The sequence below is a fragment of the Phenylobacterium sp. genome (assembly GCF_046291545.1).
GTDB lineage: Bacteria > Pseudomonadota > Alphaproteobacteria > Caulobacterales > Caulobacteraceae > Phenylobacterium.
Window position 1 is genome coordinate 70,732 of sequence record NZ_JBKBSM010000011.1, and the last position, 10,747, is coordinate 81,478.

Annotated in this window: 12 protein-coding genes; 7 read left to right on the forward strand and 5 right to left on the reverse strand. The window is 71.0% G+C overall.

The window, feature by feature from the left end; genetic code table 11:
- Positions 1-39: 39 nt before the first annotated feature.
- Complete coding sequence (locus ACK4YQ_RS17115) at positions 40-450, forward strand: MerR family transcriptional regulator (protein WP_409612981.1); 411 nt, start codon at positions 40-42, stop codon at positions 448-450.
- A 4-nt stretch (positions 451-454) separates the two neighbouring features.
- Here ACK4YQ_RS17115 and ACK4YQ_RS17120 read toward each other — a convergent pair whose 3' ends face one another.
- Positions 455-1,057 (reverse strand): peptidylprolyl isomerase, encoded by a 603-nt coding sequence (locus tag ACK4YQ_RS17120; RefSeq protein WP_409612983.1) that lies wholly within the window; start codon positions 1,055-1,057, stop codon positions 455-457.
- Positions 1,054-1,920, reverse strand: coding sequence for an S-methyl-5'-thioadenosine phosphorylase (locus ACK4YQ_RS17125; protein WP_409612984.1), 867 nt, complete (start codon positions 1,918-1,920; stop codon positions 1,054-1,056). The genes ACK4YQ_RS17120 and ACK4YQ_RS17125 overlap by 4 nt, the downstream gene beginning before the upstream one ends.
- 135 nt (positions 1,921-2,055) lie before the next feature.
- Here ACK4YQ_RS17125 and ACK4YQ_RS17130 point away from each other — a divergent pair, with 135 nt between their 5' ends.
- From ACK4YQ_RS17130 to ACK4YQ_RS17150, 5 genes are all read left to right on the forward strand, one after another.
- On the forward strand, positions 2,056-3,165 hold the full coding sequence (locus ACK4YQ_RS17130; protein WP_409612985.1) for an S-(hydroxymethyl)glutathione dehydrogenase/class III alcohol dehydrogenase: 1,110 nt from the start codon (positions 2,056-2,058) through the stop codon (positions 3,163-3,165).
- Entirely contained in the window at positions 3,165-4,010 is an 846-nt protein-coding gene (gene fghA / locus ACK4YQ_RS17135; RefSeq protein ID WP_409612987.1) for an S-formylglutathione hydrolase, read from the forward strand. The genes ACK4YQ_RS17130 and fghA overlap by 1 nt, the downstream gene beginning before the upstream one ends.
- Positions 4,011-4,101: 91 nt before the next feature.
- The gene (gene nhaA, locus ACK4YQ_RS17140) at positions 4,102-5,298 is read left to right on the forward strand and encodes a Na+/H+ antiporter NhaA (RefSeq protein ID WP_409612989.1); all 1,197 of its coding nucleotides are present in this window, start codon (positions 4,102-4,104) and stop codon (positions 5,296-5,298) included.
- The gene (locus tag ACK4YQ_RS17145; RefSeq protein WP_409612991.1) at positions 5,295-6,101 is read left to right on the forward strand and encodes a potassium channel family protein; all 807 of its coding nucleotides are present in this window, start codon (positions 5,295-5,297) and stop codon (positions 6,099-6,101) included. Before nhaA ends, ACK4YQ_RS17145 begins: the two co-directional genes overlap by 4 nt.
- 177 nt (positions 6,102-6,278) lie before the next feature.
- Complete coding sequence (locus tag ACK4YQ_RS17150) at positions 6,279-8,303, forward strand: elongation factor G (RefSeq protein WP_409612993.1); 2,025 nt, start codon at positions 6,279-6,281, stop codon at positions 8,301-8,303.
- A 4-nt stretch (positions 8,304-8,307) separates the two neighbouring features.
- Here ACK4YQ_RS17150 and ACK4YQ_RS17155 read toward each other — a convergent pair whose 3' ends face one another.
- Complete coding sequence (locus tag ACK4YQ_RS17155; RefSeq protein WP_409612994.1) at positions 8,308-8,724, reverse strand: helix-turn-helix domain-containing protein; 417 nt, start codon at positions 8,722-8,724, stop codon at positions 8,308-8,310.
- Positions 8,725-9,048: 324 nt separating this feature from the next.
- Here ACK4YQ_RS17155 and ACK4YQ_RS17160 point away from each other — a divergent pair, with 324 nt between their 5' ends.
- Entirely contained in the window at positions 9,049-9,531 is a 483-nt protein-coding gene (locus tag ACK4YQ_RS17160) for a hypothetical protein (protein ID WP_409612995.1), read from the forward strand.
- 31 nt (positions 9,532-9,562) lie between these two features.
- Here the strand turns inward: ACK4YQ_RS17160 and ACK4YQ_RS17165 are convergent, their stop codons facing one another.
- Positions 9,563-9,784 carry a hypothetical protein gene (locus tag ACK4YQ_RS17165; RefSeq protein WP_409612997.1) on the reverse strand — a complete coding sequence of 74 codons (222 nt, stop codon included), beginning with the start codon at positions 9,782-9,784 and terminating at the stop codon, positions 9,563-9,565.
- A 65-nt stretch (positions 9,785-9,849) separates the two neighbouring features.
- Positions 9,850-10,747, reverse strand: an 898-nt coding sequence (locus tag ACK4YQ_RS17170) for a cryptochrome/photolyase family protein (protein WP_409612999.1), incomplete at its 5' end; no start/stop codon positions are given.

Consider the following 10,747-nt stretch of genomic DNA (forward strand, 5'->3'; position numbering starts at 1 on the left):
CTCCCCAAGTGGACCCTGTAGGAGCTACAGGGTCAAGGCATGCGGAACGGATGGTCGATCGGGGAGCTGGCGCGGGGCGCCGGGGTGGCGGTGGAGACGGTGCGCTACTACGAGCGGATCGGCCTGTTGCCCGCGCCGCCGCGCACGCAGGGCAACTACCGCGCCTATGAGCCGGCGCACGCGGCGCGGCTGGCCTTCATCCGGCGCTCGCGGGACCTGGGCTTTTCGGTGGACCAGATCCGCGCCCTGCTCGGCCTGGCGGACGGGACGGATCGCGACTGCGCCGAGGCCGACGCCATCGCCCGCGAGCGGCTGGCCGACGTGGAGCGCAAGATCGCCGACCTGACGGCGATGAAGGACGAACTGCACGACCTGATCGACCACTGCGGTCGCTCGACGGTGCGCGACTGCCGCATCCTGCGCAGCCTGGCCGGACGCGACGGGGCCTGAGGCGTCAGCTCTCCACCCGCCGCACGCTGAGGATCTTCACCGGGGCCTTGAGCATCTCGCCCTTCATCACCCCCTGGCCGGCGGTTGGGGACTGGGGTTCGGCCAGGATCTTTCTGACCACATCCATGCCCTCGACCACCCGGCCGAAGGCGGCGAAGCCGGCGTTGTCGCCCTTGGCCTTGGGATCGGCGTCGAACTCGGGGGCGTCGCCGACCATGATGAAGAACTCGGCGGTGGCCGTGCCCGGCGCCCAGCGGCCCATGGAGATGGTCCCGTCCGTGTGCGACAGGCCGGTCCTGGTGGTGGGCTCATGGGCGATGGGCTTCATCAGGCGCCTGGGATCGCCGTTCAGCCCGCCCTGGATCATGCCGTACTCGGGCGCGCCCGGGGCGCGGGAGACCCTGTAAAAGGTGGACCCGTCGAAGCGCCGGGAGTCCACGTAGCGCAGGAAGTTGGCGACAGTGACCGGGGCCTGGTCGCCGTAGAGCTCCAGGATGATGGGGCCGAGGGCGGTCTCCATGCGCACCCGCGCGGTCGCGGGCGCCTCCGCCAGGGCGGGACGGGCGGCCAGGGCGGCCGCGGCGGCCAGGAACGTGCGTCGCTTCATTTCAGAACCCTTCCGGCGACCGCCGAGAGCTTGCGCACCAGGTCCGGGTCGCGATGGGCCGGATCGGTGACGATGGCGCCGTCGAGGCAGGTGTCGACGACCGAGGGGCTACGCTCGCCGCTCATCGCGGCGGCCAGATGGCGGACCAGGGCCTTGGCGGTCGCCGCGTTGGCCGACAGGTGGGCGAGGATGTCGCCGACCTCGACGTGGGCCACGTCCTCGCGCCAGCAATCGTAGTCGGTGACCATCGCCACCGAGGCGTAGGGCAGCTCGGCCTCCCGCGCGAGCTTGGCCTCGGGCATGTTGGTCATGCCGATCACGTCGCAGCCCCACAGGCGGTAGAGCTCGCTCTCGGCCTTGGTCGAGAACTGCGGCCCCTCCATGGCCAGGTAGGTCCCGCCCTCGACCACGCGGGCGCCGGCGGCCCGGGCGGCCTCCGCGGCGAGGGCGGCGAGGCGCTCGCACACCGGCCGGGCCATGGACACGTGGGCCACGCAGCCCTGGCCGAAGAAGCTCTTCTCGCGGTCGAAGGTGCGGTCGACGAACTGGTCGACGATCACGAAGGCGCCCGGCGACAGGTGCTCGCGCAGGGAGCCGACGGCCGACAGGGAGACCACGTCGGTGCAGCCGCAGCGCTTGAGGGCGTCGATGTTGGCCCGCGCGTTGATGCGGCTGGGCGGGGTGCGGTGGCCGCGGCCGTGGCGCGGCAGGAACACAAGCTGGACGCCGCCGAGCGTGCCGGCGACCAGGGCGTCGGACGGCTCGCCCCAGGGCGTCTCCACCTCGATCGTGCGCCGATCCTGAAGGCCCTCGATGTCGTAGAGGCCCGAACCGCCGATCACTCCAAGCACCCACTCGCCCACGGCGCGCTCCCTTGCTGCGAGGGTCAAGCAGACCATGGGCCGCGGCGGCGGAAAAGCGGGCCGCGGCGGTCTTGCCTGCCCAGCAGGACCTGACATGGTCTGGCGACTCGCAATCCCCCCAGACCCGAGGCGCCCATGAAGACCCGTGCAGCCGTCGCTTTCGAAGCCAAGAAGCCCCTGGAGATCGTCGAGGTGGACCTGGAAGGGCCCAAGGCCTTCGAGGTGCTGGTGGAGATCAAGGCCACCGGCGTGTGCCACACCGACGCCTACACCCTGGACGGCCTGGACTCCGAAGGGATCTTCCCCTCGATCCTGGGGCACGAGGGCGCGGGCGTGGTGGTGGAGGTCGGCCCCGGGGTGACGAGCGTGAAGCCCGGCGACCACGTGATCCCGCTCTACACGCCCGAATGCCGCCAATGCAAAAGCTGCCTGTCGCGCAAGACCAACCTGTGCACGGCGATCCGCGGCACCCAGGGCAAGGGCCTGATGCCGGACGGCACCAGCCGCTTCTCCTACAAGGGCCAGACCATCCACCACTACATGGGCTGCTCGACCTTCTCGAACTACACGGTGCTGCCGGAGATCGCGGTGGCCAAGATCCGCGAGGACGCGCCGTTCGACACCTCCTGCTACATCGGCTGCGGGGTGACCACGGGGGTGGGCGCGGTGGTCAACACCGCCAAGGTCGAGCCCGGCGCCAACGTCATCGTGTTCGGCCTGGGGGGGATCGGCCTGAACGTGGTGCAGGGGGCCAAGCTGGTCGGCGCCAACATGATCGTCGGGGTCGACATCAATCCGGACCGCGAAGAATGGGGCCGCAGGTTCGGCATGACCCACTTCGTGAACCCGAAGGACGTGCCGGGCGACATCGTCGCCCACCTAGTGGAACTGACCGGCGGCGGCGCGGACTACACCTTCGACTGCACGGGCAACACCACGGTGATGCGCCAGGCGCTGGAGGCCTGCCACCGCGGCTGGGGCGAGAGCATCATCATCGGCGTGGCCGAGGCGGGCAAGGAGATCGCCACGCGGCCCTTCCAGCTGGTCACCGGCCGGGTCTGGAAGGGCACGGCCTTCGGCGGGGCGCGGGGGCGCACCGACGTGCCGAAGATCGTGGACTGGTACATGGACGGCAAGATCGCCATCGACCCGATGATCACCCACAAGCTGCCGCTGGAGCGCATCAACGAGGCCTTCGACCTGATGCACGCCGGCGATAGCATCCGCTCGGTGGTGGTCTACTGATGGGGCTCGAGGTCCTGCAGCGGCGGCGGGTCCACGGCGGCGAGCTGAGCTATTGCCGCCACGACAGCGCGGCCACCGGCACGCCGATGCGGTTCTCGTTCTTCACGCCCCCGGGAACGGGGCCGGTCCCGCTGCTCGTCTGGCTGTCGGGGCTGACCTGCACCGAGGACAACTTCACCACCAAGGCCGGCGCCTATGGCGCGGCGGCCCGCCACGGGGTGGCGATCTGCGCGCCGGACACCAGCCCGCGGGGCGAAGGCGTGGCCGACGATCCGGCCTACGACCTCGGCCAGGGGGCCGGCTTCTACGTGGACGCCACCGAGGCGCCGTGGGCGAGCTGCTTCAAGATGGAAACCTATGTCGTCCGCGACCTCCTGGACGCGGTGAAGGCCGCGTTCAAGGTGGATGCGGCCCGGCGCGGGGTGTTCGGCCATTCCATGGGCGGGCACGGGGCGCTGACCCTCGCCCTGCGTCACCCGGAGCTGTTCGGATCGGTGTCGGCCTTCGCGCCGATCTGTTCGCCCAGCCGCTGCCCGTGGGGCGAGAAGGCGTTCACGGCCTATCTGGGGCCGGACCGCGCCGCATGGGCCGAGCATGACGCGGCGCGGCTGATCGAGGCGGGCGCGGCCCGCGGCCGGTTCGACGACATCCTGATCGACCAGGGGACCGCCGACGAGTTCCTCGCCGAGCAACTGAAGCCCGAGCTGCTGCAGGCCGCCTGCGAGGCGGCCGGCCAACGCCTGACCCTGCGCATGCAGGAGGGCTACGACCACTCCTACTTCTTCATGACCAGCTTCATCGACGACCACATCGCCTGGCATGCGGAGCGGTTGGCCGAAATGTGATCCGGGCGCGCCCGTTGCGCGTTGGCGCTGTGGCCGCCGGCCCTTAAGAACGGCCGGCGAAGCTTCGTGGCAGTAAAGGACCGGCCCCTTCATGTCTAAACCGCGCTCCATGCGCTCGATCTCCGCCCTGCGCTACTTTCTGCAAAGCGAGGCGGCAGGGGGCGGCGTGCTGATGGCGGCGGCGGCGGCCGGCTTGATCATCGCCAATTCGCCCCTGGCGGACGACTATTTCCACTCGCTGCACATCTACATCGGCCCGCTCAGCCTGCTCCACTGGATCAACGACGGCCTGATGGCGGTGTTCTTCCTGCTGGTGGGCCTGGAGATCAAACGCGAGGTGCTCGACGGCCAGCTCTCGACCTGGTCCCGGCGGGTGCTTCCGGGGATGGCGGCGCTGGGCGGAATGGTCGTGCCGGCGCTGATCTACCTGGCCGTCAACCAGGGCGACCCGGAGACCTCCCGCGGGTGGGCGACGCCGGCGGCCACGGACATCGCCTTCGCCCTGGGCGTCCTGGCGCTCTTGGGCAAGCGCGTGCCGATCTCGCTGAAGATCTTCCTGACCGCCCTGGCGATCCTGGACGACCTCGGGGCCGTGGTGATCATCGCGCTGTTCTACACCGCCGACCTGTCGACGGTCTGGCTGGGCGCGGCGGCGGCGGTCATCGCCGTGCTGGTGGGGCTGAACCGGTTCGGCGTGCGCCACCTGTGGGCCTATCTGCTGCTGGGCCTTGGGCTGTGGTTCTGCGTGCTGCAGTCCGGCGTGCACGCCACCCTGGCCGGGGTGGTGCTGGCCCTGACCATCCCGCTGAAGAAGTCGCCGGCGCGGCCGGACGCCGAGGACTCCCCGCTGCACCGGCTGGAGCACGCCCTGGCCGGGACGGTGGCCTTCCTGATCGTGCCGGTGTTCGGCTTCGCCAACGCGGGGGTGAGCCTGTCGGGACTGGGGCTGGAGGCGCTGACCGCCCCGGTCACCCTTGGGGTGGCGGCGGGCCTGTTCGTGGGCAAGCAGATCGGGGTGTTCCTGGCGAGCTGGACGGCGATCCGCCTGAACTGGGCCGACTGTCCGGAGGACGCCTCGCTCCTGCAGCTCTATGGCGTATCCCTGCTGTGCGGGATCGGCTTCACCATGAGCCTGTTCATCGGCCTGCTGGCGTTCCCGACCCACGAGATCCTGCAGGCGGAGGTCAAGCTGGGCGTGCTGGTCGGGTCGGGCCTGTCGGGCCTGTGCGGGGCGCTGGTCCTGGCCCTGGCGAGGGGCGATCCGACCGCCCCGCGCAACGCCGAATGAGCGGGGGCGGCGAGGGCGAGGAGGGGCGCCGCCGGCGCCTGCCGCGCCTGCGGGCCCGCCTGCACGAACTCTACTACGGCCACAGCCGCCGGTCCGTGCACTTCAGGCTCGGCGTGATCGCCGTGGACCTGGTGCTGATCGCCTTCTTCGTGGCCGCCCCGTTCCTGCGGCAGACGCCGGCCTTCCTGGCGGTGGACTACTTCGTGGCGTTCGTGCTGGCGGTGGACCTTGTCGCCCGCGCCCTGGCCTGGCCCGACCTGAAGAGCTGGTTCCGCCGGCCGATCGTCCTGGTGGACCTGTTCGTGCTGGCCACGCTGCTGGCCCCACAGTGGCTGTTCAACCTGGCCTTCCTGCGGGCGCTGCGGATCTGGACCCTGTTCCACAGCGACATCTTCTGGCGGACGGTGGGCCGGCGCTACGACGACACCCGCTGGGAGGACGCGGCGCGGGCGGTCTCCACCCTGGTCACCTTCGTCTTCGTCGCCACGGGCTTCGTCTACACCAGCTTCGCCGGGCGCCATCCGGGCATCGAGGGCTATGTCGACGCGCTCTACTTCACGGTGGCCACCCTGACCACCACCGGCTTCGGCGACGTCACCCTGCCGGGGACCTGGGGCAAGGTGATCTCGATCGTCATCATGATCAGCGGCATCACCCTGTTCGTGCGCCTGGCCCAGACCCTGATCCGGCCCTACAAGGTGCGCTTCGCCTGCCCGGTCTGCGGCCTCCTGCGCCACGACCCCGACGCGGTCCACTGCAAGGCCTGCGGCGCGGTGCTGAACATCCCCAACGAGGACGGCTGAGCCGTCCGCCGCCGAATCGCCATGGCGCCGGCTGCGGCCCTGGCCTAGTGTCGGCGAAGGCGGCCGTGCGGCTGCACCGGCTCGCGACCGTCTGACGTTGATGCGCTGTGAGGGCGCACACGCGGCTCGGCGACGTGGCGCCATCCCAGCTCCTTGGAAGCGATGGGAGGTCGTCCTATGCCAGTCAATGCTGCGGGCGCGGTCCGCACCCTGGCGCTCGTCGGACCGACGGGCGTCGGCAAAACAGCCCTGCTTGAGGCCATGCTGCTCGCCACCGGCGCCGTCGATCAGCGCGCCGGCGGCGCGGCAGCGGAAAAGATCGGCGACGCCAGCCCCGAAGCCCGGGCCCGCGGCCATTCGGTGGAGTTGAACATCGCGGGCTTCGACTTCCTGGGCGACCGCTACGCCGTGGTCGACTGCCCCGGGGCGGCGGAGTTCACCGCCGAGGCCGACGCGGTCCTGCCGGCGGTCGACCTGGCCATCGTGGTGGCCGACCCGGACCCGGCCAAGGCGATCCTGCTGCAGCCGATGCTGCAGGCCCTGGAGCAGATGGGCACGCCGCACGCGGTGTTCGTGAACAAGATCGACCAGGCCAGAGGCCCCCTGCAGGAGCTGCTGGCCGCCCTGGCGCCGATGAGCACGGCCCATCTGGTGGCGCGCCAGATCCCCATTTCCGAGGGCGAGCGGGTCACCGGCTTCGTCGACCTGGCGCTGGAGCGCGCCTTCGTCTACCGCCAGGGCCAGCCCTCGCAGCAGACGCCGCTGACCGACGACCTCGCGGCGCTGGAGGCCGACGCGCGCTTCCACATGCTCGAGCAGCTCGCCGACTTCGACGACGAGCTGATGGAACAGCTGCTGTCGGACATCACCCCCAGCCGCGACCTGGTGTTCGCCGACCTTGTGCGGGAGATGAACGAGGGCCTGATCGCGCCGGTGTTCTTCGGCTCGGCGCTCAACGGCTTCGGCGTGCGCCGGCTGCTGAAGGCCCTGCGCCACGAGACGGCCCCGCCGGAGCGGGCGGCGCGGCGTCTGGGCCTGGACGGACCCGCCGGCTATGTCCTGAAGACCGCCTACGCCGGCCAGGCGGGCAAGCTCGCCTTCACCCGCATCTTCGGCGCGCCGATGGGCGACGGCACCGAGCTGACCCTGCCGCAGGGCGAGCGGCGCCGGGCGGGCGGGCTGTTCGCCGTGCAGGGCGCGGGCTTGAAGAAGCTCGCCGAGGCGCGGCTGGGGGACGTGGTCGCCGTCGGCAAGATCGACGAGGCCGCGCCCGGAGCGGTGCTTTCGATGGACGGGGTGGCGCGAGAGGCGGGCGTGCGGCTGCCGGAGCGGGCGCCGCTCTACGCCCTGGCGGTCACCGCCCAGAGCCGCAAGGACGACGTGCGTCTGTCCGGGGCGCTGGCCAAGCTGATCGACGAGGACCGCGGCCTGTCGCTGATCCACGACGCCGAGGGCCGGCAGGTGCTGCTGGCCGGGCAGGGGGAAGGCCACGTGCGCCTGGCGCTCGACCGGCTGAAGCGCCGCTTCGGGGTCGAGATCGCCACCGAAAAGCCGCGCACCCCCTATCGCGAGACCATCCAGAAGCCGGCCGTGCAGCACAGCCGGCACAAGAAGCAGACCGGCGGCCACGGCCAGTTCGGCGACGTGACGGTGGAGATCCGCCCCCTGCCGCGGGGCGAGGGCTTCAGCTTCGCCCAGAAGATCACCGGCGGGGCCGTGCCCAAGCAGTGGATCCCGGCCGTGGAGCAGGGCGTGCGCGACGGTCTGGCCAAGGGGCCGCTGGGCTTTCCCGTGACCGACGTCGAGGTGGTGCTGGTGGACGGCGCCCACCACAGCGTCGACAGCTCGGAGATGGCGTTCCGGGCGGCCGGAAGGCTGGCGATCGAGGAGGGGCTGAAGGCCTGCGGCTCGGTGCTGCTGGAGCCGGTCGACCGGCTGGCGATCTTCGCGCCGTCGTCGGCCCTGTCGAACGTCAATTCGGCGATCGCGGCCCGGCGAGGCCAGATCCTGGGGTTCGCCCCTCGGGACGGCTGGCCCGGCTGGGAGCGGATCGAGGTCTATCTGCCGCGCAGCGAGCGGCACGACCTGATCGCCGAGCTGCGCTCGATCACCCAGGGGCTGGGCGCCTTCGAGGCCGATTTCGACCACATGTCCGAACTGACCGGACGGCTGGCGACGGAGGCCGCCCAGGCGCCCGCCTGAGGGATCAGGCCCGGCGGCGCATCGGGACTTCCTCGGCGGCCGCGAGGGTCTCGAGGAAGCGGATCAGCTGTTCGCGCGTCGCCGGGTCGAGTTCGCTGAAGTAGGTCAGGAGGTTCTGGGCGTCCGGACGGGCGGCGCGGTTCAGCATCTCCAGACCCGCCTCGGAGTGGACGTCCAGGTTGTCGAGGGGCCCGACCAGGTCGGTGACCCGGCAGCGCAGGGCGTCGGCGATCTTGACCAGACGCGAGAACGAGATCCGGTTGCTGCCGTTCTCGTACTTCTGGATCTGCTGGAAGGTGACGCCGCACAGTTCGGCGAGTTCGCTCTGCGACATGTCCAGGGACCGGCGGCGAAGCCGGATGGTCGTGCCCAGGGCAAGGTCCATCGGTTCGGCCTTCTTCGGCGTCGCATCCGTGCGCATAATGCTTCCTTCAGACTTCCAAATCGCCTGTCGAGACTAAGAGCAATTCTCAATTACCCTTGCCGCGTCCAAGACGTTACTAGGTCTACGTGCAGTAAGCGGGGGCGGATGCACAACGCGGCAAAATTCGTTGCGGAGAATTTCATTACCCGATCTGGGTATGCCCCTTATCTAGACTAGGAAGTTTGCACGCCATGCGAGCGGCGGCCCCGCCTGCGGGGCCCTGCGAGGCAATGTGACCAGAACGGGCGACGGCAGGGGTCGTGCGCGGCGGCCGAGGCGGCTAAGACAGGCGCATCCTGGTCGAGCGCGGAGGCTATGCGAATGATCATCGCCGGTTGGATCCTGGCGCTCTTCGGCCTGGCCCAGGTGGTCTATGCGGGCACCCTGGACGTCTCCCAGCTCGTGGAGGGCAATCGCCTGCTCGGCATCGCGCCCAGCGTCGTCGCCGACGCCGACCTCGTGGCCCAGCGGGCGATGATCCACCAATCGGGGTGCGCGACCTTCCTGGCGGGGGCGATCTTCCTGGCCGCCGCCTATCTGAAGCCGGCCCCGCCCGGGGCGCAGTCCAAGGCCTGGGTGTCGATGGGCGCCATCGCGGCGGGGTCGCTGGCCTTCGCCGCCGCCGCCGGGTTCGGCTTCTTCCTGTGGGGCCTGCACGACCGCAACGCCGACCAGCGGCTAGTCCAGGAAATCCGCGAGAGGAACGCCCGCGCCGAATCCACCAAACAGCTCGAGGCCGAGGTGGACCGGCGCCTGCGCAACGAGGCCGAAGCGGCCGAAGCCGCCGGCGGGGCGCCGCCCTAGGACGGTCCCGCCGACGGAGGCAAGCGGCGGCTCAGGCGGCGCCGAGCGCGGCCTCGGTCTTCTCGATCTCCTCGCGGATCCAGTCGTGGCCGTTGTGCGACAAGACCCCGTCGATGGCGGCGATGTGGACGCGCAGCCGGTCGCGGATCTCGGGATCGACGTCGCTGCGCTCCGACATCCACTTGGCGACCAGATGCAGGCCGAACGCGCTGTGCAACGCCAGTCGCTCGAGCTGGTCCTGCGGCAGTTTCATGGGACCTCCTTACGGGTTAAGGCCCCTCCCGACCCTGGCGAGTTGGCGCTCTGGACCGCGCCCGGTCAAGCCGGCTCGCGCGGCGACCGGATCTCGGCGAAGGCCGCCAGCGCCCGCTCGCGGGCCTGGGCGTGGTCGACGATGGGGCGCGGGTAGCTGCGGCCGAGGACCACGCCGGCCCGCGACAGCACCGCGGCGGGCGCGGCCCAGGGCTTGTGGATCCAGGCCGCCGGCAGGCGCGCCAGCTCCGGGACCCAGCGGCGCACATAGTCGCCGGCCGGATCGAACTTCTCGCCCTGCAGCACGGGGTTGAAGATGCGGAAGTAGGGCGCCGCGTCGGCCCCGCTGCCGGCGGTCCACTGCCAGGAGGCGGCGTTGTTGGCGAGGTCGGCGTCGACGAGCGTGTCCCAGAACCAGGCCTCGCCCGCCCGCCAGTCGGTGAGCAGGTGCTTGGCGAGGAACGAGGCGGCGATCATGCGCACGCGGTTGTGCATCCAGCCGGTGGTCCAGAGCTCGCGCATGCCGGCGTCGACGATCGGATAGCCGGTGCGGCCCCGCCTCCAGGCCTCCAGGCCGGCGGGGTCGTCGGCCCAGGGGAAGGCGTCGAAGGCCTCGCGGAAGTTGGCCTGGGGCAGGGTGGGGAAGTGGAACAGCAGGTGATGGCAGAACTCGCGCCAGCCGAGCTCCGACATGAACTTGTCGGCCCCCGAGGAGGCGCTGGTCGCCGACAGGAGCGCGGCCCACACCTGGCGCGGGCCGATCTCGCCGAAGTGCAGGTGGGGCGACAGGCGCGAGGTGCCGGTCCGGTCGGGCCGGTCGCGGTCGTGGGGGTAGGCGGCGAGCCCCTCCTGAAGGAACGTGCGCAGGCGGGCGTGGGCGCCGTCCTCGCCCGGGGTCCAGGCCGCGCGCAGGCCGCCGGCCCAGTCCGGCGCGGTGGGGATCAGCCCCCAATCCTCGAGCCGC

Bases quoted from the DNA above. Each gene is read 5' to 3' on its own strand.
- ACK4YQ_RS17115 (WP_409612981.1), top strand. From the start codon at position 40: ATGCGGAACGGATGGTCGATCGGGGAGCTGGCGCGGGGCGCCGGGGTG.
- ACK4YQ_RS17120 (WP_409612983.1), bottom strand. From the start codon at position 1,057: ATGAAGCGACGCACGTTCCTGGCCGCCGCGGCCGCCCTGGCCGCCCGT.
- ACK4YQ_RS17130 (WP_409612985.1), top strand. From the start codon at position 2,056: ATGAAGACCCGTGCAGCCGTCGCTTTCGAAGCCAAGAAGCCCCTGGAG.
- fghA (WP_409612987.1), top strand. From the start codon at position 3,165: ATGGGGCTCGAGGTCCTGCAGCGGCGGCGGGTCCACGGCGGCGAGCTG.
- nhaA (WP_409612989.1), top strand. From the start codon at position 4,102: ATGTCTAAACCGCGCTCCATGCGCTCGATCTCCGCCCTGCGCTACTTT.
- ACK4YQ_RS17145 (WP_409612991.1), top strand. From the start codon at position 5,295: ATGAGCGGGGGCGGCGAGGGCGAGGAGGGGCGCCGCCGGCGCCTGCCG.
- ACK4YQ_RS17150 (WP_409612993.1), top strand. From the start codon at position 6,279: ATGCCAGTCAATGCTGCGGGCGCGGTCCGCACCCTGGCGCTCGTCGGA.
- ACK4YQ_RS17155 (WP_409612994.1), bottom strand. From the start codon at position 8,724: ATGCGCACGGATGCGACGCCGAAGAAGGCCGAACCGATGGACCTTGCC.
- ACK4YQ_RS17160 (WP_409612995.1), top strand. From the start codon at position 9,049: ATGATCATCGCCGGTTGGATCCTGGCGCTCTTCGGCCTGGCCCAGGTG.
- ACK4YQ_RS17165 (WP_409612997.1), bottom strand. From the start codon at position 9,784: ATGAAACTGCCGCAGGACCAGCTCGAGCGACTGGCGTTGCACAGCGCG.